Consider the following 25,613-nt stretch of genomic DNA (forward strand, 5'->3'; position numbering starts at 1 on the left):
TTGCCGGCCAGCGTCGGCACCTCGATCTCGCCGCCCAGCGCCGCCGCCGCCATGCCGATGGGCACCACACAGTGCAGATCGTCGCCGTCGCGTTCGAAGATTTCGTGCTTTTTCAGCCGGATCTCGATGTACAGATCGCCTGGTGGGCCGCCATTGGTACCCGGCTCTCCGTTCCCTGTAGAGCGGATGCGCATGCCATCGTCAATGCCGGCGGGAATCTTGACTTCCAGCGTTTTGTTGTTCTTGGTCTTGCCGACGCCGTGGCAGGTGACGCAGGGCTCGGGGATCAGTTTGCCGGTGCCCTTGCACTGTGGGCAGGTCTGTTGCACGCTGAAAAAGCCCTGGCGCATCTGCACCACGCCATGGCCGTGGCAGGTGGTGCAGGTGACAACCTTGGTGCCCGGTTTGGCGCCGGTGCCGTGGCAGATGTTGCAGTTGTCCCAGCTCGGGATGCGGATCTGCGCATCCTTGCCGGTGGCCGCTTCTTCCAGCGTGACTTCCATGGCGTAGCTGAGGTCGCCGCCGCGGTAGACCTGGCGGCCGCCGCGCTGGCCGGCGCGGCCTTGCTGCGCACCAAACACATCACCGAAGATATCGCCGAAAGCTTCGGCAAAACCGCCAAAGCCTTCCGCACCCGGCCCACCGCCGCGGTTTGGGTCCACGCCGGCGTGGCCGTACTGGTCGTAGGCTGCACGCTTTTGCGCGTCGGACAGCATCTCGTAGGCCTCTTTGGCTTCCTTGAATTTCTCCTCCGACACCTTGCCGTCACCCTGGTTGCGGTCGGGGTGGTGCTTCATCGCCAGCTTGCGATAGGCTTTCTTGATGTCTTCGTCGCTGGCATTTTTCGGAACACCCAGCGTGTCGTAGTAGTCTTTTTTGATGGCCATGGGAATTGCGTTTCAGTGGGAGGGATTCCAGTGCCCCGGATGCGGCAAAGCGGAATGCGGGGAAAGCCCCCGATTCCGCTTCGCTGCCCGGAGGCTAGTGCAGTGTTGCATGCTTGATGGAACAAATAAAAATGATGGATTTTGAATCAGGGCAAGGCGCAAACCACAGCGATACCCCGGGTATCGCGCGGATTTGCAACGCAGCCATGGCGCAAAAGACGCATTTTTATGTTCCAGATAGCGTGCAACACCGCACCAGACATCAAACAGGGGATCAGCCCTTTTTGACTTCCTTGACTTCGGCGTCCACCACATTGTCGTCCGCGGCCGGCTGGGCTACCGCCTCTTCGCCGCCGGCTGTACCGCCCGCTTGCGCTGCCTGCGAAGCCTGCATGTCGGCGTACATTTTTTCGCCGAGCTTCTGGCTTGCGTCCATGAGTGCGGCGTTTTTCGCGTCGATGGCGTCCTTGCTTTCACCCTTGAGCGCTTCTTCCATGTCCTTGATGGCGGCCTCGATTTTTTCTTTCTCGCCGGCGTCCAGCTTGTCGCCGTATTCGGTCAGCGATTTTTTCACGCTGTGCACCATGGCTTCAGCATTGTTCTTGGCCTGCACAAACTCGACGCGCTGCTTGTCGTCCTCGGCGTGAAGTTCAGCATCCTTGACCATTTGCTGGATCTCGGCTTCAGACAAACCGGAGTTGGCCTTGATGGTGATCTTGTTTTCCTTGCCGGTGCCTTTGTCTTTGGCGCCCACGTGCAAGATGCCGTTGGCGTCAATGTCGAAAGACACCTCGATCTGTGGCGTGCCACGGGCTGCCGGTGGAATGCCTTCCAGGTTGAACTCGCCAAGGGCCTTGTTGCCGACGGCCAGCTCGCGCTCGCCCTGGTAGACCTTGATGGTCACGGCCGGCTGGTTGTCTTCGGCCGTCGAGAAGGTCTGTGCAAACTTGGTCGGGATGGTCGTGTTCTTCTTGATCATTTTGGTCATCACGCCGCCCATGGTCTCGATGCCGAGGGACAGCGGCGTCACGTCGAGCAGCAGCACGTCGGTGCGGTCGCCCGACAGGACCTGGCCCTGGATCGCGGCGCCAACAGCCACGGCCTCATCGGGGTTCACATCCTTGCGCGGGTCCTTGCCAAAGAATTCCTTGACCTTGTCCTGTACCTTGGGCATGCGGGTCTGGCCGCCGACCAGGATCACGTCATGGATGTCGTTTCCGCTGACGCTGGCGTCTTTCATGGCCACGCGGCTGGGCGTGATGGTGCGCTCGACCAGCTCTTCGACCAGCTGCTCCAGCTTGGAGCGGGTCATCTTGATGTTCAGGTGTTTCGGGCCCGAAGCATCTGCCGTGATGTAGGGCAGGTTGATATCGGTCTGCGCGCTGCTCGACAGCTCGATCTTGGCCTTTTCAGCGGCTTCCTTCAGGCGCTGCAGGGCCAGCACGTCCTTGCCCAGGTCCACGCCTTGTTCTTTCTTGAACTCGGCAATGATGAAGTCGATGATGCGCTGGTCGAAGTCTTCGCCGCCCAGGAAGGTGTCGCCATTGGTCGAGAGCACCTCGAACTGCTTTTCACCGTCGACATCGGCAATCTCGATGATGGAGATGTCGAAAGTGCCGCCGCCAAGGTCATAGACCGAGATCTTGCGGTCGCCTTTTTCCTGCTTGTCCATGCCGAAGGCCAGCGCAGCGGCGGTGGGTTCGTTGATGATGCGCTTGACGTCCAGGCCGGCAATCCGGCCCGCATCTTTCGTGGCCTGGCGTTGCGCGTCATTGAAGTAGGCAGGCACGGTGATCACGGCTTCCGTGACCGGCTCGCCGAGGTAGTCTTCGGCGGTTTTCTTCATCTTGCGCAGGATGTCGGCGCTGACCTGCTGCGGCGACATTTTCTTGCCGTGCACCTCGACCCAGGCGTCGCCGTTGTCGGCTGCCACGATCTTGTAGGGCATCAGGTCGATGTCCTTCTGGACTTCTTTTTCAGTGAACTTGCGGCCGATCAGGCGCTTGACGGCGTACAGGGTGTTCTTCGGGTTGGTCACGGCCTGGCGCTTGGCCGAGGCACCGACCAGCACTTCACCGTTTTCGAGATAAGCCACCACCGACGGGGTGGTGCGTGCGCCTTCCGAGTTTTCGATGACGCGGGGAACATTGCCCTCCATCACAGCCACGCAGCTGTTGGTGGTGCCCAAATCGATGCCGATGATTCTGCCCATGATTCACTCCTAGATTTCTTGGTTAAGTTGTTTGAATGCGGTGTGGCTGCTGATTCAGCCCTTGGCCTTGAGGCCATGTTGATGACTTGTGGATAACTTTGCGTGTTTCAAGTGCGCTTACATCAATTGCCGAACTTATTTCGGGGCGGCCACCGTGACGAGCGCGGGGCGCAGCACGCGATCGGCGATCAGGTAGCCTTTTTGCAGCACGCTGACCACGGTGTTGGCTTCCTGGGTGGACTCCGGCGGCAGCGGCACCATGCTGATGGCCTGGTGCTGGTGCGGGTCGAACTTGCTGCCGGTGGCGGGGTTGATCTCGATCACCTTGTTGCGTTCCAGCGCGCTCTTGAGCTGCTTGAGCGTGGCCTCGGTGCCTTCACGAATCTGCGCGGCAGTGGCGTCCGGCTGCAGCAGCCCGGCTTCCAGGCTGTCAGTGACGGGGAGCAGGCTTTCCGCAAAACTTTCGACGGCGAACTTGCGCGCTTTGGCAATTTCATCGTCGGCACGGCGGCGGGCATTTTCAGACTCGGCCCTGGCGCGCAGGAAGTTGTCGGCCAGTTCGGCGTTTTTAGCCTGCAGCGCGGCCAGGTCGGCCTGGGCGGCTGCCAGCGCGTCGGCCTCGTTGGCGGCCTGGGCGGCTTCCAGCTCTTCCGGGCTGGGGGCGCCTGTAAGTTCTTGATTTTGTTCGGATTGGTTGTTGTCGGACATGGTCGGAGACAGGTTGTTCAGAAGGACAAGAGCGCTAGCTGGGGGCGACAAAGCCCTTTTCAAGACAAGGGATTGGCGTCAGGTGCTAGACAGTTGCCGCCCAAGAACAGGCCGGCCCAAGGGCCGGATGCTATGAAATAAATAGCTGCCTGCGCAGGCAGAAAAAGGGCGGGAGGCCGATTTTATGCATAAAACCCGGCACCGGAAGCGCTCGCCCCCAATAAAAAGACAGGCGCAGGGCCTGTCTCTTGGGAGTGGCAGCGCCTTATTTTTTCTTGATGGCGCTGACCTTGGTCTGGCTGGCGGACCACTTGGCGGCAAAGGCCTGCACGTCGTTCAAGCGCTTGAGCAGGTCGCTGCCGAGGGCGGTGACGATGTAGCCGTCATTGCCGTGGCCCATCAGGCCGGCGGCGCGCAGTTCCTTGATGCGGGTATTCAGGGTGTTGGGCGTGATGCTGCCAATGCTGTCCTGCAGCAGCCGGAAAGTCTGCGGATGGCCGTCCTTGAGTGCCCACAGTACGCGTAGCGCGTAGCGCGATTCAAGCAGTTCAAACAGTTGTCCGACGGCGGCATTTTCTTTGGCACTCATGGGTGGCATCTCCTGGTCACGTTTTTTTCACGGTTAATCGGTAAGCACGCGCTTGAAGCGGAATATAGCGCAAATTTCCGGCTGCTACTAGTTTTATAGCTGCCCGCGCCCGCAGGATGTAGCCTGACAGCCAAAAAGGCCTGAAAAGTTGTGGTGGATGGGCTGGTACTGCAGGCCGGAAGGAGCGAAACAGGATGAAAGTGATGGCTTTGCGCTCAGGGCAAGGCGCAAGCCGCAGCGAAGGCTGTACGCCTTCGCAGGGGTTGCAACACCGCCATGGCGGCGAAGACGCGCTTTCATGTTTCGATATTTTCGGCCTCAGAGATAGACCTTCTGCAACAGCCGGATCAGGGTTTTTGCCTCGCTGGCCGACAGGCGGGACGCGACATCGGCCTCCAGTCCCACGGCCATGCTTTCGGCCTCGCGCATGAGCTTCTTGCCGCTGGCGGTCAGGTGCAGGCCCACGGCGCGGCCGTCGCGCGGATGCGGCTTGCGGGCTATCAGCTCGCGTTTTTCCAGGGTGTTGACCATGGCCACCAGGTTGGGCGGGAGGATGCCCAGGGCCGTGCAGAGCTGGCGCGAAGTGATGCCGGGGTTGTGGGTGATCATCGACAGCACCGAAAAATCGACTGGTCGCAGGCCAAAGGGCGCCATTCGGACCATGAACACTTCGATGACTGCCAGTGCCGCACGGCGGGCGTTGTAACCGAGCAGTCCTTCGAGGTAGCTTGTATCGACCTGCTCCACCGTGGCGGTGGTGGCTGCGGGGCGGGAAGGTTTGGGAAGGTCGCGGGCGCTCATGAGACTCCTTGGGCTCCGTCAATGATCATTGTTGACTGTGGCAGGGCCATGTGATCTCAGGCTGCTTTTCGGGTTGCACCCAGGTAGGTGTCCACCACGCGCGGGTCCTTCGCGAGGTCGGCGGCCGGGCCGCTCAGGCCGATCTCGCCCATCTCCAGCACGTAGCCGTGGTCGGCCGCTTCCAGTGCGGCGCGTGCATTCTGCTCGACCAGCAGGGTGGTGACGCCGGTTTTTCGCAGCGCCTCGATGGTGCGAAAAATTTCCCGCACGATGAGCGGCGCCAGGCCCAGGCTGGGTTCGTCAAGCATCAGCAGCGACGGCCGGGACATCAGGGCCCGACCCAGGGCCAGCATTTGCCGTTCACCGCCCGACAGCGTGCCGGCTTCCTGGGCGCGGCGCTCCTTCAGGCGCGGAAACAGGTCGAACACCACCTCCATCTGGTCGCGCCAGGCCTTGTTGCGCAAGCGCACCTGGCGGAAGGCGCCGAGCACCAGGTTGTCTTCCACCGACATGCTGCCGAACAGCTCGCGTTTTTCTGGCACCAGTGCAATACCCAGCATGACGCGTTCTTCCAGCGGCAGGCCAATGATGGACTGCCCCGCGTATTCGATGCTGCCGGTTGCCGGCAGGATGCCCATGAGGGCGTTGAGCAGGGTGGACTTGCCCGCGCCGTTGGGGCCGATGACGGTGATGATGCTGCCGGCTTCGGCCTGCAGGTCGATGCCGCGCAGGACCTCGGCCTTGCCGTAGCCGGCGTGGAGGTTTTTGACGGTGAGAAGAGGTGTGCTCATGCTGATCAATGTTCCGTACCGAGGTAGGCGGCGCGTACCGCCGGGCTGGCCTGGATTTCCTCGGGCGTGCCTTCGATCAGGCGGGTGCCGAATTCCATGACCACAATGCGGTCGGTGACCTGCATGACGAGGTCCATGTCGTGTTCGACCAGCAGGATGCTCATGCCTTCGGCCTTGAGCTGGCGCAACACGGCGATCAGCGCCTGCTTTTCCAGATAGCGCAGGCCGGCTGCAGGTTCGTCGAGCAGCAGCAGGGCCGGGTCGTTGCACAGCGCGCGCGCAATTTCCAGCAGCCGCTGCTGGCCCATGGCCAGGTTGCCCGCCAGTTCATGCAGGTGGCTGCCCATGCCGACGCGGCGCAGCTGCTGCTCGGCTTCGCGCAGCAGGCGCTGCTCTTCCGCGCGGTCCAGCCGCAGCATGGCCGACGGAGCGCCTTTGCTGCCGCGCAGATGGGCGCCCAGCGCGACGTTCTCCAGCACCGTCATGTCGGCAATCATCTTGACGTGCTGGAAGGTACGCGAAATACCGCGCTTGGCGATCTCGCGCGAGGGCAGGCCGCTGATGGTTTCGCCGCGGAAGCTCACGCTGCCGCGCGTCAGCGACAACACGCCGGTGATCAGGTTGAAGGTGGTGGATTTGCCGGCGCCGTTGGGCCCGATCAGCCCGACGATCTGGCCCGAGGCGACCGAGAAATTGATGTCGTTAACCGCGACCAGCCCGCCGAATTCCTTGCGGATGTCGGTAGCCTGCAGCACGATTTCCCCGGTGGCGGGCTTGGTGCGCAGGGGCAGCGCAGCGGCGTCCTGCCAGTCCACCTTGCGCGGTGGCTTGGGCAGCTTGCGGTCCACAAAGGCCCAGATGCCGTCAGGTGCGTACTTGAGCGTCAGCACCAGCAACACGCCGAACACGATGATTTCGTAGCTGCCGCTGGTACCGATGAGGCGGGGCAGCAGCACCTGCAGTTGGTCCCCCATGAGTTTGGTGATGGCCACGCCAGTGATGGCCCCCCACACATGGCCCGCGCCGCCGAGCACGGCCATGAACAGGTACTCGATGCCCACGTGCACGCCGAAAGGGGAAGGGTTGACCGAGCGCTGGAAGTGCGCGTACAGCCATCCGGAAACAGACGCAAAGAGCGCGGCAATCAGGAAGATGCCGATCTTGAAGCGCAGGGTGTCTATGCCCATGGACTCGGCCATTTGCGAGCCTGTCTTGAGGGAACGGATGGCGCGCCCCACACGCGAGTCGAGCAGGTGGATCAAGGACAGGGTGCCCAGCAGCACCAGCGACCACGTCAGCAGCAGGTAGACCCGCCCCTGGCCCAGCTCCCAGCCGAAAATCGACAGTCCGGTGACGCCCAGGATGCCATCGTATTTTCCCAGAGCGTCCAGGTTGCCCATGGTGTAGTACAGCGACAGGCCCCAGGCCAGCGTGGCCAGCGGCAGGTAGTGGCCCGACATGCGCAGCGTGATCCAGCCCAGCACCACGGCGCAGGCCGCAGTCAGGCCCAGGCCGACGAGCAGTGTGACCCAGGGGGAGAGCCCTGCGTTCACCGTGAGGTAAGCACTGGTGTAAGCGCCTATGCCCACAAAGGCCGCCTGTCCAAAAGAAGTCAGGCCGCCGACGCCAGTCAGCAGGATCAGGCCGAGCACGGTCAGGCTGGAGATGCCGATGTAGTTGAGCTGGGTGATCCAGAACTCGGGCACGGGCAATATGCAGACCAGCACGAGCGCAGCGATCAGGGCCCAGGGCCCCAGTTTGCGGAGGGTCATGTCAGTGCTCCTCGTCCGAATGCCCGCCCTTGAGCGAGCGCCAGAACAGCACGGGCAGAATCAGCGTGAAAACGATGACTTCCTTGAAGGCACTGGCCCAGAAGGACCCAAAGGCCTCGATGATGCCGACCAGCAGTGAACCCACGGCGGCGCCGGGGTAACTGGCCAGGCCGCCGATGACCGCGGCCACAAAACCCTTCAGGCCGATGAGAAAGCCGGAGTCATAAAACACCGTGGTGGTGGGGCCGATGAGTAGGCCCGAGAGCGCACCTATCAGCGCCGCCATGGCCAAGGTCAGCTGGCCCGCGGTTTGCGACGAAATGCCCATGAGCCGCGCACCCAGGCGGTTCACCGCTGTCGCGCGCAGTGCCTTGCCGTACAGGGTGCGTTCAAAAAACAGCCACAGCAAAACAATCAGTGCTGTAGAGGCCAGCGCAATGATCACAGCCTGGCCGGAGAGATTCACCGCCCCCAGGCTGAAGCGTTCATCCCAGAACGGCGGGTTGCGATACCCTTCAGCGCCGAAGAACAGCAGCCCCAGGCCGGTCAGCGCAAAATGCACACCCACCGACACGATCAGCAGGACCAGCGAGCTGGCATCGGCCAGCGACTGGTAGGCCAGGCGATAGACCAGCGGACCGAAGCAGGTGACGATGCAGACCGACAGCAGGGCCTGAACCAGCAATGAAAACTGCTGGGGCGCGGCCCAGAGGGTGAGCAGCGACACCACGACCGGCGCCACCAGCACTTTGAGCCCGGCCAGCAGCGCGCCTGCAGGCTGCCGGTGTCGCTTCCAGGTCTGCCCGGCTTCAGCCAGCGCGGCCAGCCCGGCGAGCAGCAGCAACAGCCAGATGGTTCCCGGTACCTTGCCGGTCTGCAGGATGGCGAGGGTCAGCGCGCCATAGGTCACGAACTCGCCTTGGGGAATAAAGATCACCCGGGTGACAGCAAACACCAGGACGGTGGCCAGCCCCAGCAGCGCATAAATGGCGCCATTGGTGAGGCCGTCGACCAGCAGGATGCTGGCAATTGAAAAATCCATTGATAAACCTTCGGGGAATCTGTGAAAGGCCAGGGCAGGACGGGTTGTGGCCCGCCTGCCCGATGGCGTAATGCCTGTGCCGGAGGATCAGGGCTGCAGCTTCCAGTCGCCGCCCACGATCTTCATGATCACGCCGGTGTCGTCGGTGTAGCCCGCATGGTTGGTGGCGGTGTAGTTCACGGTGCCGTGGAACAGCGGAATCGGGCCGGCGTTTTCCAGTGCCGCTTTCAGCGCGCCGCGGAATTCCTTGGTACCGGGTTTGGCGGTTTTCAGTGCCACGGGAATGATCTTCTGCAGGATCACGGAAGCGTCATAGGCATGGCCAGCAAACGGATTGCGGCTGTTCGGGCCATAAATCTTTTCCCAGGCCGTCACGTGGGTCATGGCCACTTTCTTGCTGGGGTGGTTGGCTGGTAACTGCTCGGCCACCACGCCGGGTCCGGCGACCACAAACGCACCTTCCACGTCTTTGCCGCCAACGCGCATCAGGTCACGCGAGGCCGCGCCATGGGTCTGGTAGATCTTGCCTTTGTAGCCGCGCTCGATCAGCGCCTTGTGCGGCATGGCGGCACCGCTGCCAGAGGCAACGATCAGGATGGCGTCGGGGTTGCCGGCCGTGACTTTCAGGGCCTGGCCCGTGACGCTGGTGTCGGTGCGGGCGAAACGCTCTTCGGACACAAACTTCATGTCGCTTCCGGCCATCTTGACCTTCATGTCACGCAGGAACAGCTCGCCGTAAGCGTCAGCGTAGCCAAGGAAGCCGACTGTCTTGACGCCGGTTTTTTTCATGTGGGCCACGATGGCGTGGGACATCACCAGGGTGGACTGCGGCGTGTTGTAGGACCAGGGGGCCTTGGTGGTGGACACATCGATGGGGGCAAAGGTCAGGTGCATGGTGCCGGTTTCCGCGGCCACTGCGGCCACGGCGTTGGCCGTTGGCGTGGCGGCAGAACCGAGCAGGATGTCTACCTTGTCTTCCGCGACCAGGCGGCGGGCATTTTTGGTGGCATTGGTAGGGTCGGTGGCATCGTCAAGAATGATGACGTTGAGCTTTTCACCGCCAATGCTGGTGGGCCACAGGGCAATCGAATTCTTGATCGGGATGCCCAGTGCCGAGGTCGGGCCCGTCAGCGGCAGGCTGATGCCGATGTTGATATCGGCCAGGGCGGCACTAGCCGCCGAACCAGCCAGGGCGATGGCGAGAAGGGATTTGGTAAAGGTCATGCTAGGTCTCCGGTTGTAAAAATGGAATGTCAAAAAATTAAAATCACGCGATCACAAGGTGTGGCAAAGGGGCAGGGAAACGCAGGGTGCCTGTTTCAGCGCGGCGCCATGCGTAGCGCGCCGTCCAGGCGGATCACCTCACCGTTCAGGTGGCTGTTGGTGACGATATGCGAAGCCAGCTGGGCAAACTCTTCGGGTTTTCCCAGGCGTGAAGGAAATGGAATCGAGGCGGCCAGCGATTGCTGCACCGGCTCTGGCAGCTGCTTCATCAGCGGCGTGGAGAACAGGCCGGGCGCGATGGTGCAGACGCGGATGCCGTATTGCGCCAGGTCGCGTGCCATCGGCAGCGTCATGCCGACCAACCCGCCCTTGGAGGCGCTGTAGGCCTGCTGGCCGACCTGGCCATCAAAGGCTGCGACCGAAGCCGTGAACATCATGACGCCGCGCTCGCCGTCTTCCAGCGGGTCCAGCTTGGTGCAGGCCGCCGCAAACAGGCGGCTGATGTTGTAGCTCCCGATCAAATTCACGTGGATGACTTTGGCAAAGTCTTCCAGGGGCGCGGCATTGCCGTCCCTGCCGACAATGCGCTTGGCGGTGCCGATTCCGGCAATGTTCATCAGGATGCGCGCCGGGCCATGGGCCGCAGTGGCCCCGGCGAGTGCCGCCACCACGCTGTCGGTGCTGGTGATATCGCATTGGCAGGCGATGCCGCCAATCTCCGCGGCGACTTTCTCGGCTTGTGCCATGTTGACGTCGAGCACGGCAACCCTGGCGCCCAGGCGGGCCAGTTCGCGTGCGACGGCTTCGCCCAGGCCCGAGGCGCCGCCCGTGACCAATGCTGCGTGTCCCTGGATATTCATGCTTTTGCTTTCGGAAGAATGGTGAAGGACAGGGTGCCTCCGTGCGGGGCGCTGACCAGCGGGTCGCGGTGCTTGAGCACGGCACCCTGGTTGATCGAGCCCTTGTCGATGGAAGGCGGTTCGCTCAGCAGATGTGCGCGCGCCATGCGGCTGGCGCTGCCCGCGGTTGTCGCGGCCAGGCCGTCGAGCAAGTGCTGGAGGCGTGCCGGGACTGAAGCGCTTTCCAGCACTTCTTTCAGCGTTGCCTGCGGGCCCAGCCCGCTGAGCGTTCCTATGGGTGTAATGAAAAACACAGTGAAAACTAGGTAGCCTGGTGATTCGCCGAGTTTGCCCGCGGCATTTCCGGGTGGATCTCGAACAGTTGCGGATTGGTCGGGTTGACGGCCACGCGCACCCAGCCCGAGTCCGGCCAGCCGAAAGTCTCCAGCCGCGTAAGGTTCTCGAAGAACCGCTGCGTCTTCGGATTCAGCAGTGGCTTCCCGGTTCGGTAGATGTGCGTGTCGCCATGCACGTACAGCACCGGGAGCCGGTAGTTCTGCATTTGTTCGATGAGCGCGTCCAGGAAGGGGTCATAGGGTGTGGCCGGCGGTACCTGCGGCGCTTCGGCGCCGCGCACGCTGCGTGCATAGCGCGAAGCGTACGACCGCGTCCAGCGGTTCTCGAAGTCGGGATTCGCGTGCGAGATCAGCACCAGCCCGGCGCTTGTCTCGGCCTTGGCGGTGGCGAAGGCCCGTTGCATCCAGGCAATCGCCGCCGCCTGACGCGTCCGGTGCTCTTCCGCGGAAGTCTGGGCATTGTCGTCACTGCCCACGATGTGCAGGGTCGCGAAGCGCAGCCCTTGAACACTCCAGGTCAGGTTCTCGACAAAGCGTGCGTGTGCCGGGTCGCGCGACTGGCTCTGCACCGCCATGCTGCGCTGACCCAATGTGCCTTCGCGCGGATAGAAAGTGGCACGCAGCTTCTGCAAGCGCTCCAGCGGGTCGACCTTGATCTTCTTGAAATACACGGCGTCGGACCAGTCGTTGTCGCCCGGCGTCAGCACCATCGGATGGCGACATGATTGGAAGGTACCCAGCACGTAAGCGTAGTTCTCGTCCGTCATCGGCATGCGTGCAAGAGCGGGGTCGCGCTCATACGGGCGTGGGTCGAACATGCAGTCGCCGATGTGGGCGACGAAGGCCAGTTCGCGTGCGTTGATGTCGTCCATGACCCGTGCATACTCGGCCTCCTGCGCACGCGTATACGGGATGTCCCCGACGATCCCGAACTCGAAGCCGCCGCCGCGCGCTGTCTGCCGCGGCGCGGTACCGGTGCAGGCCTGCACCAGCGGCAGCGCAGCAATCGCGCCGACGGCGCGGGCGATGAAGGGGCGCCGGCCAACTATTGGATTACTCATGTCTGTCTCCTTGCGCCGGTAAAAACCGGCAAGGTGTGAGTGAAAGAGTGTGTTGAAAACCTAACCAGCTACCGCGGCCTCCGGCAGGGCGATCTTCGCCCCGAGGCGCGCCAGCTCGCGCGCCGTCGCTTTACCAAGACCGGAGGCGCCGCCGGTCACGATGGCCGCATGTCCCTGGATATTCATTTCTTCGCTCCCTTCTGAGGCTTGATGATGAAATCCAGCGAATCGTCATGCAGCGCGTTGACCAAAGCATCGCGGTGTTTGAGCACCGCGCGCTGGTTGATGGAGCCTTTGTCCGTCACTTCACCCTTGTCGATGGACGGTGGATCGGTCAGCAAATGCGCGCGCGCGATGTGGCTGGCGCTGCCCGTGGCTGTTGCGGCCAGGTCGTCGAGCAGCTTCTGGAAACGCGCCTGGACCGGGGCGCTTTCCAGCACCTCTTTCAGGCTGGCTTGGGCACCAAGTCCGCTGAGGGCGCGGCAGGCGGTCGTCGGGAAAATCAGTGCACCGACTTCCTTGAGATTGATGCCGGTGAGCACCGCATCCAGCACATACGGTGCACCTGCGGCAATGATTTTGGCGCGCAGCGGCCCCACGCTGACAAAGGTGCCGGTGGCAAGCTTGAAGTCTTCGGCGATGCGGCCGTCGAACTTCAGCCCCTTGTGGATATCGCTTTTGTCTATCCATGCCACTGCATCACCGGTGCAGAAAAAGCCCTCGTCGTCCAGCGACTCCTGTGTGGCTTCGGGCGCGCGCCAGTAACCAGGCGTGATGTTGGGGCCGCGGTAACGCACTTCGATCTTGCCGTCCACAGGCACCAGCTTGAGTTCCAGGCCGGGCGTTGGCACGCCAAGGTCGCCGGCTTTCACGTCGGGGCTGGTGACAAAAATGCCGAAGGGGCCGGATTCGGTCATGCCCAGGCCGGTGCCCATCACAATGCGTTCGCCAATTTCTGCTTCCTGCGTCTGGTGCAGGCTGTCCCAGACCGGCTGGGCCAGTGCGGCACCGGCATAAAAAAACATCTTCACGCGCGACAGCAGGTTTTTGCGCAGCTGCGCATCACTTTTCATCGCGTGGGCGATCGCCTCGAAACCGGTGGGCACATTGAAATACACGGTCGGCGCGATCTCGCGCAGGTTGCGCAGCGTTTCCTCCATCAGCGCGGGTGTCGGCTTGCCGTCGTCGATATACAGCGTGCCGCCGTTGTAGACAGTCATGCCGAAGTTGTGGTTGCCGCCAAACGTATGGTTCCAGGGCAGCCAGTCGACCAGCACTGTCGGCTCGTCGGCCAGCACCGGCATCGACTGGCGCATCTGCTGCTGGTTGGCGCACCACATGCGCTGCGTGTTGATCACGGCCTTGGGCAGCTTGGTCGAGCCCGAGGTGAACAGGAATTTGACAATCGTGTCGGGCCCGGTGGCCTGCATGGCGGCATCGGCCGCCGCTGTGGCCTCTGTGGCAAGAAATTGATCAAATGGGGTTGCAGGCCGCGTCAATATTGCGTTGGACGCTCCTGAATTAATAGCAATTTCGACGTCATCACCGACGGTGGCGGCAATCGCCTTGGCATAACGCGCGGCGTCGCTCGCAAACACCAGGCCGGGTGTCAGCGTGGTCAGTACATGGCGAAGCTTGTCGTAGTCCTGGCTCACGATGGAGTAGGCGGGCGATACAGGGCAAAAGGGCACGCCGGCGTAGATGCAACCCAGGGCCAGCAGCGCATGCTCCAGGTCGTTCTCGCTGAGGATGACGACCGGTCGCTCGGCGTTCAGGCCACGGTCCAGCAGCGCCTGCGCGATGTTGCGGGCACTGGCCAGCGCCTGGGCATAAGTGATGTGGCGCCAGTCACCCGGGCTGCCGTCCGCCTGCTTGACGCGCCGTGCCATGAAAGTCTGCTCCGGCCGTGTTTGCGCCCAGTGAACCAGCCGGTCGGTGATGCGCAGGGCGTGTTCACCCAGGGCCTGGTCAGCCTGTAGGTATTGCACGCCGTTGCTGCCTTCATTCAGCACGACACGTGTCACGCCGAAAGTCAGCGGCCGGTAGCCCGTTGTCGGCCGGGGGGAGGTTGTTGTCTCGCTCATGTCTTTTTCAGAGTGTGTTGCGTTGTCAGCTCTTCGCGACCTTGTTGGCCTTGCCATCGAGGAATGCCTTGACGCGTTGCTTGGCTTCCGGCGCACTTTGGGCAATCGCCGCCATCAGGGCTTCCGTCAGGTAGCCCTGGTCGGCGGGTTGCTCCGCAATCCGTGGCAAGGCGTGCATCAGTGCGTAGTTCGTCAGCGGCGCGTTTTGCGCCACACGCACGGCGAGCTCCAGGGCTTTGTCAAAGGCCTGGCCTTCGGGCACCAGGTATTGCGCGAAGCCTGCCCGCTCGCCGTCCTGGGCGTTGTAGACCCGGCCGGTCAGCATCATGTCGGTCATGCGCGCAACGCCGACCAGCTTGGGGATACGCACCGATCCGCCGCCACCAACAAAAATGCCGCGTGAACCTTCCGGCAACGCATAAAAAGCGGACTCGTCGGCGACGCGAATGTGACAGGCACTGGCCAGTTCAAGCCCGCCGCCGACCACGGCGCCGTGCAGCGCGGCAATCACCGGCACGGGGCCGAACTGCACGCGCTCCAGGGCCGCATGCCACATGCGGGAATGGTGCATGCCCTGGCCTGCGTCACGTTCCTGCAGCTCACCCAGGTCGAGGCCGGCACAGAAGTGCGCGCCTTCGCCATGGATCACGGCCGCACCGACGGTTTCCGGCAGGTTCTCAAAAATGTCGCGCAGCGCGAGAATCAGTCCGTCGTTGAGCGCATTGCGTTTCGCGCCGCGGCTTAGGCGGATCACGGCGACTTCCTGGTGGTCGCCCCGAATATCGAGCTGGATGTCGGTGGAAGAGGGTTTGTAGGTCATGGTCATATTTGCAAAGTAGATGAATTATTGTTATAAATGATAACCAATTCAATTGATTTTCCGGCCTGTTTCATCGGTGTTAACCCTTGGCTGGCGGAGAATCAAAACCACAGGAGACAGCATGGACTACAAAAACCTCATCGCCATCGATATCCACACCCACGCCGAAGTGAGCTGCTGGAACCCCTTTGACAACTATGGCGAGGAGTACGACCGCGCCGCCGACAAGTATTTCAAGAACAGCCGCCGCCCGACCATCGAGGAAACCATTGCTTACTACCGAGAGCGAAAGATCGGGCTGATCATGTTCACGGTGGACAGCGAGTCCAAGCTCGGCCGCCGCCGCATTCCGAATGAGGAGATTGCCGAAGCGGCGAAGAACAACAGCGACATGATGATGGCCTTTGCCAGCATCGACCCGCACAAGGGAAAAATGGGGGCCCGCGAAGCGCGCAGGCTGATCGAGGAACACGGCGTCAAAGGTTTCAAGTTTCACCCCACGGTGCAGGGCTACCACCCCTACGACAAGATGGCCTGGCCGATTTATGAAGTCATCAACGCCTACAAGCTTCCTGCGATTTTTCACACCGGTCACAGCGGCATAGGCAGCGGCATGCGTTGCGGAGGCGGTTTGCGCCTCGAATACTCCAATCCTATGCACCTGGACGACGTCGCGATCGACTTCCCTGACATGCAGATTGTCATGGCCCACCCCAGTTTCCCGTGGCAGGACGAAGCCCTGAGCGTGGCCACCCACAAACCCAATGTCTGGATTGACCTGTCCGGCTGGAGCCCCAAATATTTTCCCAAGCAGCTCGTGCAGTACGCCAACACGTTGCTGAAAGACCGCATCCTGTTCGGCAGCGACTACCCGCTGATCACGCCGGACCGCTGGATGAAAGATTTTGAAGACGCCGGCTTCAAGCCCGAGGTGATGCCCGGCATCCTCAAGGGCAACGCGATGCGACTACTGGGGTTAGGGGCCTGTTAACGCCATTTGTGCAAGATGCGTTGCGAGTCAAAAAGGCTCTGGGTAAGGCGCAAAACGCAGGCGGGGTGAACCCCGACAAGGCTTTGCAACGCCGCACAGGGCCTTTTTGATCGCAACCCGGAGGGAATGGGGAGAAAACAGCGCCACTCTGCGTTGCACTCCTAGCCCAGACGCCCAGTCTGGGCGTCGTCGCGCGCCTTGATTGGCACTGTTTTCACCCCGTTCGCATTTGCACAAATGGCATTAACAGGCCCCTAAGCCAGGGTTGAGACCGCGCCACTGCCCGCTGATTTGATCAGTGCAGCAATCAAACGGTGCACCTGCAGGGCAGAGCGCCCCGAGACGGCGGGCTCCGTGCCGCTGCGGACGGCCGCCACAAAGTCCTGTAGCACGGCGCGATGGGCATGGTGGTCAAACGCCATCATGTTCGAACCCGACCCTGAAGCCTGTTTCTGGCCAGCGTGGATTTTCCTGCCGTCCACCAGTTCTGCGTGCAGTTCCCCGGCTTCAAGCGTAGCCGAGCCGCGTGTGAACTGGAGCGCAATACGTTCGGGGAAGCCCGGGTAAGCCGCGGTGGTAGCGTCAATGCTCCCAATGGCCCCGTTCGGGTAGCGCAGCGCCGCGGCCACGGTGTCTTCACATTCCATGCGGTGCATGGCGCTGGTGCCCGCCATCGCGCTCACCTGGTCCGGCATGCCGGTCAGGCAGAGCAGCGGATCCAGCGTATGGATAGCCTGTGTCATGAGTACGCCGCCGCCGTCGCGCACCATGGTGCCGCGGCCCGGTTCGTCGTAATAACTTTGCGGACGCCACCAGCGAATGCTTGCGGAGGCGCCCACCAGCTCGCCCATGTCGCCGCTGTGTACCAGTTGCTCCAGTGCGCGGGCGGCATCGCGCATCCTGTGCTGCAGCATCACGGCCAGCCTGATGCCGCTGTGCTCGCAGATTTCCACCATCTGGCGGGCCTTGTCCAGGCTGACCTCCAGCGGTTTTTCCACCAGCACATGTTTTCCGGCGCCTGCCACGCGTCGCACGATCTCCAGGTGCGTGTTGGGCGGCGTCAATACCAGTACCGCTTCAACGGACGCATCTTCCAGCAGGTCTTCCAGGCGTGTGCTGGTCCGTGCACGCGCAGGCAGGGTGAGTGCGGCGAGTTTTTCAGGGCTCCGGCCAATCACCCAGGCCAGTTCCAGTTCGTCCCGCAGGTCATGCAGGCTTTGAAAGTGGGGTGCGCAGGCCTGGCCCGCGCCCACCACACCCACACGCATTCGGGGCGGGCTGCTCTTACTCAAGCTTGATGCCGGCCGCCTTGATGACTTGTGCCCATTTCTCGACTTCCGCTTTCTGGAAAGCCGCCACCTGTTCCGGGGTCCTGCTGGAAGGCTGCATGCCCAGGCTTTTGAGGCGGTCCTGCATTTCGGTGGTCTGCAGGATCGTCATGATCTCTGTATGCAGCCGGTCAATGATGGGCTTGGGCACGCCGGCGGGCACAAAAATGCCTTGCCAGGACACCACTTCGAAGTCAGGCACCCCTGACTCCGCAATCGTCGGCACATTCGGCAGGGATTCCAGGCGTTTGGCCGAGCTCACGGCGATGGCGCGCACCTTGCCGCTCTGGATGTGCGGGCCGGCCACCACGGTGGTGTCAAACATCATGTCAACCTGGCCGCCAATCACGTCCTGGATGGCCGGGCCGCTGCCTTTGTAGGGCACGTGGACGAACTGTGTGCCCGTCTTGAAGCCCAGCAGCTCGAGCGTCATGTGCTGCGAGGTGCCGTTGCCGGCTGAGGCCGAGGAAATGGTTCCTGGTTTTGCTTTTGCCGCAGCCAGCACGTCCTGCAATGTCTTGTAGGGGCTGTCCGCCTTGACGATCAGCACCACCGGGTTCGAGCCAATCAGCACCACGGGGGAAAAAGACTTGATCGGGTCGTAGCCAAGCTTGGGGTACAGGCTCACATTGATGGCGTGTGAGCTGATGGTGCCGCCCAGCATGGTGTAGCCGTCAGCCGGCGCGCGAGAAGCGATTTCCGAGCCGACACTGCCGCCGGCCCCGCCCCGGTTTTCAATCACGATGGTGGTACCCAGCGCGGGGCCGAGTTTCTGGCCGATCAGCCGGCCAAGAATGTCGGTGGTCCCGCCGGCCGGGAAAGGCACAACGTAATTGATGGGCTTGGACGGCCATTTGTCCTGTGCCCATGCCAGGCTGGTGCCGAGCACGGATGAGAGGGCGGTCGAAGCCAGGGCGGCTTGAAGCAATATGCGGCGTTTCATCATTTGTCTCCTTCTTTGTGGTGGTGAGCGTGTGGAAATAAACGTCAGGCCCGGACCATGCAGGGCATCTTGGGGTTGAACTTCCAGTTGGGAATCAGGTATTGCATGGCCACCGCGTCGTCGCGCGCGCCCAGGCCATGCTGGCGGTAAAGCTGGTGCGCTTTTTCCACTTCGGCCATGTCCAGCTCCACGCCCAGCCCGGGCGTTGTCGGAACGGCCACGCTGCCGTCGATGATCTGTAGCGGTTTTTTCGTCAGGCGCTGACCGTCCTGCCAGATCCAGTGCGTGTCGATGGCGGTGACCTTGCCGGGTGCCGCTGCCGCCACGTGCGTGAACATCGCCAGCGACACGTCGAAATGGTTGTTCGAGTGGGAGCCCCAGGTCAAGCCCCAGGTCTGGCACAGCTGCGCCACGCGCACCGAACCCTGCATGGTCCAGAAGTGCGGGTCGGCCAGCGGAATGTCCACCGACTGAAGTTGGATGGTGTGCGCCAGTTCCCGCCAGTCGGTGGCCACCATGTTGGTGGCCGTCATCAGGCCGGTCGCGCGGCGAAACTCCGCCATCACCTCGCGCCCGGAGAAAACACCTTCGGCACCGCAGGGGTCTTCGGCATAGGCCAGTTCCCGGTGGCGGTCACGGCACAGCCGCACCGCGTCCTTGAGCAGCCAGCCGCCGTTCGGGTCCAGTGTGATGCGTGCTTCGGGGAAGCGCTCCGACAAAGCCATGATGGCTTCGATTTCTTCCTCGCCGCTCAGCACGCCGCCCTTGAGCTTGAAATCCTTGAAGCCATAGCGCTGGTGCGCCGCTTCGGCCAGCCGGACCACGGCCCTGGCGTCCATGGCTCGCTCGTGGCGCAGGCGCAGCCAGTCGTCGGCGGCATCGGGTTCGCTCTGATAGGGCAGACCGGTCTGCTTTCGGTCGGCAACATAAAACAGGTAGCCGAGCATTGCAACCGACTCGCGCTGCTGGCCTTCGCCAAGCAGGGCCGCCACCGGCACACCGAGGAACTGGCCCAGCAAATCGAGCAGGGCACTTTCAACCGCGGTCACGGCATGAATGGTGACGCGAAGATCGAAAGTCTGGTTGCCCCGGCCGCCACTGTCGCGTTCGGCAAACCGCGTGCGCAGGGTATGCAATATCTGGTTCCAGTTGCCGAGGGACTGGCCCACCACCAGTTCACGCGCATCCTCCAGCGTGCCGCGGATTTTTTCACCGCCGGGCACCTCGCCGACACCCGTGCGGCCGGAGCTGTCGGTCAGTAGCAGGAGGTTGCGGGTGAAGAAAGGGCCGTGCGCGCCGCTCAGGTTGAGCAGCATGCTGTCATGGCCGGCCACTGGAATGACCTGGAGACGTGTGATGCGCGGCGTTTGCGAAGCTGCCGGAGAAGGGGGTGAGGCGTCAGGCATGAAAAAAGCAGGAAGCGGTAACTTCACGGTTAAAGATCAGTCATCGTACAACATGGAAAAGTGTTTTTCCTTGGGGAATTCCCTGAGTTGCTGCTTGCATTCAAGGCAAGCCCGGGATTCAGGCTGAAGCGGAATCAGAAATTTGCTTCAGGCTCGCCGGTCTGGCCCCGGCGCAGCCGCTCCCGGCTGTTCGACAGGTGGGTGCGCATGGCTGCCCGGGCCGCTTCCGCATCCTGACTGCGAATCGCGTTGTAAATACTTTCGTGCTCGCCATTGACGCGCCGCAGGTAACTCAGCCGGCCTTCGGGTGCGCTTTGCGGGGTGTTCACGCGGGTACGCGGAATGATCATGGTGCCCAGGTAGGTCATGAGGTCTTCAAAGTGCCGGTTGCCGGTGGCGCGCGCCACTTCCATGTGAAACTGGAAGTCGGACGGCACTGCGTCCGAGTCCGCGTGGATGGAGTCCTGGAACGCTCGCAGCGCATTGGCCATCGCTTCCAGATTTGCTGTGTTTCGCCTCTGGGCCGCCAGCCCGGCGGCCTCGGTTTCCAGGCTGATGCGCAGCTCCAGCACCGAAATGACATCAGCCACGGTGGCGAAGTCGACGGCAGCAATCTTGAAGTTTCCGGCGTCCCGGTTCTGGATCACAAAAGTGCCAATGCCGTGCCGCGTCTCCACCAGGCCGGAGGCCTGCAATTTGGAAATGGATTCGCGCACCACCGTTCGGCTTACGTCGAAGCGGACCATGATTTCGGCCTCGGTCGGCAGCTTGTCGCCCGGCTGCAGCTGCCCTTCGCGGATGCTGGCTGCCAGGCTTTCAACGATTTCCGTGACCAGGCCGCGAGGCCGGCGCACACGCGGAGTTTCGTCAACAGGAGGAGGGGCCGTCAAATTGGTTTCCATCGGGGTTTGCTCGCTAGGGGTTTGCCTTGATCCAGCCAGAAAATGCTTGACAGTGGGCAGTGCCTCATTAAAATTCTTGGTCATCAGACAACATATAACTGATATCTTATTGAGTTCAAGCTACTGTAGCAAACCTGAAGCAAAAGTCCAGCGTTTGCAGGCTTCCATTTTCAACCAGAGACAAGCATGACCATCCGGGTTCACGAAAAACTGCTTTTGACCGGCGCCGCCGGCGGCCTGGGCCAGGCATTGCGCAGCCGACTCAAAGCCAATTGCGCGGTGCTGCGCCTGTCGGATCGTGTGGACTTCGGCCTGGCCGGCGAAGGCGAAGAGCTCATGCTGGCGGATCTGGCCGATGCGGCCGCGGTTGATGCCATGGTTCAAGGCGTCCAGGCCATTGTTCACTTGGGTGGCGTCTCCGTCGAAGGGCCCTTCGGCCCCATTCTCCAGGCCAATATCCTGGGCCTGTACAACCTGTATGAAGCCGCCCGCAACCACGGCGTCAAGCGGGTGGTGTTTGCCAGTTCCAACCATGTCACCGGTTTTTATCGCCAGAGCGAAACCATCACCGCTGATGCGCCGCCGCGTCCCGACGGCCTGTATGGCGTCAGCAAGGCTTTCGGCGAAGACCTGTCGCGCTTTTACTTCGACCGCTATGGCATTGAGACCGCCTGTGTGCGCATCGGCTCCTCCTTCCCTGAGCCGAAAGACCGCCGCATGCTGGCTACCTGGCTCAGTTTTGATGACCTGCATCGCCTGATCACTGCCTGCTTGACGACACCTGTGCTGGGGCACAGCATTGTGTTCGGGATGTCCGACAACGCCGTCACCTGGTGGGACAACCGCCGCGCCCGCCACATTGGCTACGTGCCCAAAGACAGCTCGGACATTTTTCGCGAAGCGGTGTACGCCCGCACACCGGCGCCCGACCTCAGTGACCCGGTGGTGCAGTTCCAGGGCGGCGGCTTCGTCAAGGCCGGCCCCTTTGCCGATTGATGTGATGCGTATGGAAGCCGAATTGCTTGTCGACGGCCGCCACGCCACGGGTGAAAGCCCGGTGTGGCATGCGGGCGAACAGGCGCTTTATTGGGTGGATATTCCGGCCCGCAAACTTTGCCGCTGGCAGGCCGCCACGAGCGAGACCACCAGCTGGCTTGCCCCTGAAATGCTCGCCTGTATTGCACCGGGCCGTGCGCCCGGACATTGGGTGGCCGGCATGGAAACCGGCCTCTTTGAACTGCAGACCCAGGCCGATGGCCAGTTGCACAGCCGCCTGCTGGAGAAAGTCACGCACGCGCAGCCCGGCATGCGCTTCAATGATGGCCGCTGCGACAGGCAGGGGCGCTTCTGGGCCGGCACCATGGTCATGAACATGGGCCTGGCCTCACCCGCCGGGGCCATGTACCGTTACGGCAAAGAGGATGGCTTGAAAAAAATGCTGGACGGTTTCATCACTCCTAACGGCCTCGGCTTCAGCCCCGATGGCCACACCATGTACCTGTCGGATTCCCATCCCTCGGTGCAACTGATCTGGGCCTTTGATTACGACACCGCCACCGGCACGCCGGCAAATCGCCGTGTTTTTGTCGACATGAAACCCCTGCCGGGCCGGCCTGACGGCGCCGCCGTCGATGAAGACGGCTGCTACTGGATCTGCGGCAACGACGCCGGGCTGGTGCATCGCTTCACGCCCGCAGGCACGCTGGACCGCTCGCTCGCCGTGCCTGTCAAAAAACCTGCCATGTGCGCCTTTGGTGGCGCCGGGCTTGACACCCTGTTCGTGACATCGATTCGCCCCGAGGGAATCGACCTGTCTGATCAACCGCTGGCCGGCGGTGTGTTTGCGTTGCGCCCCGGCGTGCGCGGGCTGCCCGAGCCACAGTTTTCCCGCTAGTTATTTTTATAAACCGGTCCTTCAAGGAGACAACCATGACCTTTCGCAGAAACTTTATCGCCGCAGCTGTTGCAGCTGTCGCATTGTCCGCATCGTTCACTGCCTCGGCACAGAACATGGTGCTCAAAGCCACAGATACACACCCGGCGGGTTACCCCACGGTGGTCGCCGTCGAGAACATGGGTAAAAAGCTCGAAGCCCAGACCAATGGCCGCATCAAGATGCAGATGTTCCCGGGCGCAGTGCTGGGCCAGGAAAAGGAAGTGGTCGAGCAGACCCAGATCGGCGCCATTCAAATCGCCCGTATTTCACTCGGCGTGATCGGACCGGTCGCGCCTGATGTGGACGTGTTCAACATGCCCTTTGTGTTCCGCGACATCCCGCACATGCGCAAGGTGATCGACGGCCCTATTGGCGACGAACTGCTGGCCAAGGTCACGGCCAGCCCGGCCCGCCTGGTGGCCCTGGGCTGGATGGACGGCGGCGCGCGCAGCCTGTACACCAAGAAGCTGGTCAAGACCCCGGCCGACCTCAAAGGCGTGAAGGTCCGCATGATGGGCAACCCCCTGTTCGTGGACACCATGAACGCCATGGGTGGCAACGGTATCTCCATGGCCTATGGTGAAGTGTTCAGCGCGCTGCAGACCGGCGTGATCGACGGTGCGGAAAACAACCCGCCCAGCATGTTCACATCCAACCACTACACCACCGGTACCAAGTACTACGCCCAGACCAACCACTTGATCATTCCGGAAATCCTGGTGATGTCCAAGGTCACCTGGGACAAGCTGACGCCCGCCGACCAGGTGCTGGTGAAAAAGCTGGGCCGCGAGGCGCAGCTGGACCAGCGCGTGTTGTGGGACAAGAGCGTCGAGGAATACTCCGCCAAGCTCAAGGCGGCTGGTGTCGAGTTTGTACCGGTTGACCAGAAGCTGTTTTTTGACGCCACCGCTCCGGTGCGCGCCAAGTACGGCGTCAAGTTTGCCGACCTGATGAAACGCATCGACGCGACCAAGTAATACGGCAGCCGTCTCCCGCGGGAGCATCGCCAGTGGCGGTGCTCCCGGTCTTCGCCTGTTGCGGAACCCTCATGAAACACCACACCCTTCATTTCAGTGACTGGCTGTACCTTGCGTGCATCTGGATCTCCGGCATCTCGATCTTCGTGATGGCCCTCATCATTCCCTGGGGTATCTTCACCCGTTACGTGCTGGGCACAGGGTCCCAGTGGCCCGAGCCGATTTCCATCTTGCTGATGGTGGTGTTCACCTTCTTCGGCGCGGCAGCTGCCTACCGTGCCAATGCGCACATCGCCGTGGCCATGGTCACCGACCGGCTGCCAGCCAGTGTGCGCGGCCTGCTGCTCGTGGTGATCGACCTGCTGATGCTGATTGTTGCCCTGTTCATGGCGTGGTACGGCACCAAGCTGTGCATGGAAACCTGGGGCCAGCACATCGGCGAAATTCCGTGGATGCCTGTGGGCGCCACCTACCTGCCGGTGCCGCTGGGCGGGGCCATCACGGTTGTTTTTGTACTGGAACGCATGGTGTTTGGCCACCAGGGCGGGCGCGAAGTAGTCACCTTCGATCACGAAAAAATTGAAGGCGGGACACTCTGATGGATGCATTTGTATTGCTGGGGTCTTTCCTGCTCCTGATGGTCCTGGGCATGCCCGTGGCCTACGCACTGGGCCTGTCGGCGCTGATCGGTGCGTGGTGGATAGACATTCCCTTCGACGCCATCATGATTTCCATTGCCAGCGGCGTGAACAAGTTCTCGCTGCTGGCCATACCGTTCTTCGTGCTGGCCGGCGCCATCATGGCCGAGGGCGGCATGTCGCGCCGGCTGGTGGCCTTTGCCAGTGTGCTGGTGGGTTTTGTGCGTGGCGGCCTCTCGCTGGTCAACATCCTGGCGTCTACCTTCTTCGGTGCGATCTCCGGTTCGTCGATGGCGGACACCGCTTCCATCGGCTCGGTGCTGATTCCCGAGATGGAGAAAAAAGGCTATCCGCGCGACTTCGCCACGGCTGTCACCGTCAGCGGTTCGGTGCAGGCCATTCTTATTCCACCCAGCCACAACGCGGTGATCTACTCGCTCGCAGCGGGTGGCTCGGTGTCCATCGCGGCCCTGTTCCTGGCGGGGGTTCTGCCCGGCCTGCTGCTGGGCCTGACGCTGTCCATCATGTGCCTGGTTATCGCTAAGAAGCGCAACTTCCCCAAGGGCGAAGTGATTCCCATGCGGCAGGCGCTGAAGATCTGCGCGGACGCCCTCTGGGGGCTGATGACCATGGTCATCATTCTGGGCGGCATTCTGACCGGCATCTTCACGGCCACCGAGTCTGCTGCCATCGCCGTGATCTGGGCCTTCTTCGTCACCATGTGCATTTACCGCGACTACAAGTGGCGCGACCTGCCCAAGCTGGTGCACCGCACGGTCAAGACGCTGGCCATCGTGATGATCCTGATCGGCTTCGCCGCCAGCTTTGGCTACATCATGACGCTGATGCAGATTCCGCAGCAGATCACGGGCCTGTTCACCAGCATCTCGAACAACAAATACGCGGTGCTGATGATGATCAACATCCTGCTGCTGGTCCTGGGCACGCTCATGGACATGGCGCCGCTGATCCTGATCATGACGCCCATCCTGCTGCCCATCGTCAAATCCATCGGTATTGACCCGGTGCATTTCGGCATGATCATGATGGTCAACCTGGGCATGGGCCTGATCACGCCCCCGGTGGGCGGCGTGTTGTTTGTGGGGGCAGCGGTGGCCAAGCTTCCCATTGAACGTGTGGTGAAAGCCCTGTATCCATTCTTCGGCGCGCTGCTGCTGGTGCTGATGGCCGTGACCTACATTCCGGCACTCTCGCTGTGGCTGCCGGGGATGCTCCTGAAATGATCCAGGGAGCCATGAAAACCACAGCAGTCCGTTATTGGTAGCCCCCGAAAGCCAATTCAAGC

Annotated in this window: 24 protein-coding genes and 1 pseudogene; 6 read left to right on the plus strand and 19 right to left on the minus strand. The window is 62.1% G+C overall.

Annotated features, from left to right (window positions below; translation table 11 throughout):
- From ABI660_RS13580 to ABI660_RS13650, 15 genes and pseudogenes are all read right to left on the minus strand, one after another.
- Window positions 1-887: molecular chaperone DnaJ (locus tag ABI660_RS13580; protein ID WP_348068849.1), on the minus strand; the 887-nt coding region annotated here is incomplete at its 3' end.
- 274 nt (window positions 888-1,161) lie between these two features.
- Window positions 1,162-3,099, minus strand: a complete 1,938-nt coding sequence (gene dnaK, locus ABI660_RS13585) for a molecular chaperone DnaK (protein ID WP_348068851.1) — start codon at window positions 3,097-3,099, stop codon at window positions 1,162-1,164.
- Window positions 3,100-3,234: 135 nt separating this feature from the next.
- The gene (gene grpE, locus ABI660_RS13590) at window positions 3,235-3,807 is read right to left on the minus strand and encodes a nucleotide exchange factor GrpE (RefSeq protein ID WP_348068853.1); all 573 of its coding nucleotides are present in this window, start codon (window positions 3,805-3,807) and stop codon (window positions 3,235-3,237) included.
- A gap of 265 nt (window positions 3,808-4,072) precedes the next feature.
- Complete coding sequence (locus ABI660_RS13595) at window positions 4,073-4,396, minus strand: winged helix-turn-helix transcriptional regulator (RefSeq protein WP_348068855.1); 324 nt, start codon at window positions 4,394-4,396, stop codon at window positions 4,073-4,075.
- Between the two features lie 318 nt (window positions 4,397-4,714).
- Window positions 4,715-5,197, minus strand: coding sequence for a MarR family transcriptional regulator (locus ABI660_RS13600; protein ID WP_348068857.1), 483 nt, complete (start codon window positions 5,195-5,197; stop codon window positions 4,715-4,717).
- Window positions 5,198-5,253: 56 nt separating this feature from the next.
- Complete coding sequence (locus tag ABI660_RS13605) at window positions 5,254-5,988, minus strand: ABC transporter ATP-binding protein (RefSeq protein ID WP_348068859.1); 735 nt, start codon at window positions 5,986-5,988, stop codon at window positions 5,254-5,256.
- Window positions 5,989-5,993: 5 nt separating this feature from the next.
- Complete coding sequence (locus tag ABI660_RS13610; RefSeq protein ID WP_348068861.1) at window positions 5,994-7,760, minus strand: branched-chain amino acid ABC transporter ATP-binding protein/permease; 1,767 nt, start codon at window positions 7,758-7,760, stop codon at window positions 5,994-5,996.
- A gap of 1 nt (window position 7,761) precedes the next feature.
- Window positions 7,762-8,802: a branched-chain amino acid ABC transporter permease gene (locus ABI660_RS13615; RefSeq protein WP_348068863.1), complete on the minus strand. Its 1,041-nt coding sequence runs from the start codon at window positions 8,800-8,802 to the stop codon at window positions 7,762-7,764.
- Window positions 8,803-8,889: 87 nt separating this feature from the next.
- A complete protein-coding gene (locus ABI660_RS13620) occupies window positions 8,890-10,026 on the minus strand; it encodes an ABC transporter substrate-binding protein (RefSeq protein ID WP_348068865.1) in 1,137 nt (378 codons plus the stop codon).
- Between the two features lie 95 nt (window positions 10,027-10,121).
- A complete protein-coding gene (locus tag ABI660_RS13625; RefSeq protein ID WP_348068867.1) occupies window positions 10,122-10,886 on the minus strand; it encodes an SDR family NAD(P)-dependent oxidoreductase in 765 nt (254 codons plus the stop codon).
- The gene (locus tag ABI660_RS13630) at window positions 10,883-11,179 is read right to left on the minus strand and encodes a hypothetical protein (RefSeq protein WP_348068869.1); all 297 of its coding nucleotides are present in this window, start codon (window positions 11,177-11,179) and stop codon (window positions 10,883-10,885) included. Before ABI660_RS13630 ends, ABI660_RS13625 begins: the two co-directional genes overlap by 4 nt.
- Before the next feature lie 8 nt (window positions 11,180-11,187).
- Window positions 11,188-12,282, minus strand: coding sequence for a hypothetical protein (locus tag ABI660_RS13635; RefSeq protein ID WP_348068871.1), 1,095 nt, complete (start codon window positions 12,280-12,282; stop codon window positions 11,188-11,190).
- Between the two features lie 84 nt (window positions 12,283-12,366).
- A pseudogene (locus tag ABI660_RS13640) lies at window positions 12,367-12,468 on the minus strand (SDR family NAD(P)-dependent oxidoreductase); the annotation flags it as partial.
- Window positions 12,465-14,366, minus strand: a complete 1,902-nt coding sequence (locus tag ABI660_RS13645; RefSeq protein ID WP_348068873.1) for a feruloyl-CoA synthase — start codon at window positions 14,364-14,366, stop codon at window positions 12,465-12,467. The gene ABI660_RS13645 and the pseudogene ABI660_RS13640, both read right to left, overlap by 4 nt.
- Before the next feature lie 25 nt (window positions 14,367-14,391).
- Window positions 14,392-15,186 carry a crotonase/enoyl-CoA hydratase family protein gene (locus ABI660_RS13650; protein WP_348068875.1) on the minus strand — a complete coding sequence of 265 codons (795 nt, stop codon included), beginning with the start codon at window positions 15,184-15,186 and terminating at the stop codon, window positions 14,392-14,394.
- Between the two features lie 121 nt (window positions 15,187-15,307).
- Here ABI660_RS13650 and ABI660_RS13655 point away from each other — a divergent pair, with 121 nt between their 5' ends.
- A complete protein-coding gene (locus tag ABI660_RS13655; protein ID WP_348068877.1) occupies window positions 15,308-16,177 on the plus strand; it encodes an amidohydrolase family protein in 870 nt (289 codons plus the stop codon).
- A 254-nt stretch (window positions 16,178-16,431) separates the two neighbouring features.
- Here ABI660_RS13655 and ABI660_RS13660 read toward each other — a convergent pair whose 3' ends face one another.
- From ABI660_RS13660 to ABI660_RS13675, 4 genes are all read right to left on the minus strand, one after another.
- Window positions 16,432-17,469 carry a Gfo/Idh/MocA family oxidoreductase gene (locus ABI660_RS13660; RefSeq protein WP_348068879.1) on the minus strand — a complete coding sequence of 346 codons (1,038 nt, stop codon included), beginning with the start codon at window positions 17,467-17,469 and terminating at the stop codon, window positions 16,432-16,434.
- On the minus strand, window positions 17,462-18,448 hold the full coding sequence (locus ABI660_RS13665) for a tripartite tricarboxylate transporter substrate binding protein (RefSeq protein ID WP_348068881.1): 987 nt from the start codon (window positions 18,446-18,448) through the stop codon (window positions 17,462-17,464). Before ABI660_RS13665 ends, ABI660_RS13660 begins: the two co-directional genes overlap by 8 nt.
- Before the next feature lie 44 nt (window positions 18,449-18,492).
- On the minus strand, window positions 18,493-19,854 hold the full coding sequence (gudD, locus tag ABI660_RS13670; protein WP_348068883.1) for a glucarate dehydratase: 1,362 nt from the start codon (window positions 19,852-19,854) through the stop codon (window positions 18,493-18,495).
- A gap of 134 nt (window positions 19,855-19,988) precedes the next feature.
- Window positions 19,989-20,756, minus strand: coding sequence for a FadR/GntR family transcriptional regulator (locus tag ABI660_RS13675; protein ID WP_348068885.1), 768 nt, complete (start codon window positions 20,754-20,756; stop codon window positions 19,989-19,991).
- A 186-nt stretch (window positions 20,757-20,942) separates the two neighbouring features.
- On the opposite strand from ABI660_RS13675, the gene ABI660_RS13680 reads away from it, so the two are divergent.
- The 5 genes from ABI660_RS13680 to ABI660_RS13700 all read left to right on the plus strand — a co-directional run bounded on the left by ABI660_RS13680 (window position 20,943) and on the right by ABI660_RS13700 (window position 25,551).
- On the plus strand, window positions 20,943-21,752 hold the full coding sequence (locus ABI660_RS13680; protein WP_348068887.1) for an NAD(P)-dependent oxidoreductase: 810 nt from the start codon (window positions 20,943-20,945) through the stop codon (window positions 21,750-21,752).
- Between the two features lie 10 nt (window positions 21,753-21,762).
- A complete protein-coding gene (locus ABI660_RS13685; protein WP_348068911.1) occupies window positions 21,763-22,650 on the plus strand; it encodes an SMP-30/gluconolactonase/LRE family protein in 888 nt (295 codons plus the stop codon).
- A 35-nt stretch (window positions 22,651-22,685) separates the two neighbouring features.
- Window positions 22,686-23,669 (plus strand): TRAP transporter substrate-binding protein, encoded by a 984-nt coding sequence (locus tag ABI660_RS13690; protein ID WP_348068889.1) that lies wholly within the window; start codon window positions 22,686-22,688, stop codon window positions 23,667-23,669.
- 71 nt (window positions 23,670-23,740) lie between these two features.
- The gene (locus ABI660_RS13695) at window positions 23,741-24,268 is read left to right on the plus strand and encodes a TRAP transporter small permease (protein ID WP_348068891.1); all 528 of its coding nucleotides are present in this window, start codon (window positions 23,741-23,743) and stop codon (window positions 24,266-24,268) included.
- Window positions 24,268-25,551, plus strand: coding sequence for a TRAP transporter large permease (locus ABI660_RS13700; protein WP_348068893.1), 1,284 nt, complete (start codon window positions 24,268-24,270; stop codon window positions 25,549-25,551). The genes ABI660_RS13695 and ABI660_RS13700 overlap by 1 nt, the downstream gene beginning before the upstream one ends.
- The last annotated feature ends 62 nt before the right edge of the window (window positions 25,552-25,613 follow it).

The organism is Polaromonas sp. (genome assembly GCF_039930745.1).
GTDB lineage: Bacteria > Pseudomonadota > Gammaproteobacteria > Burkholderiales > Burkholderiaceae_C > Polaromonas.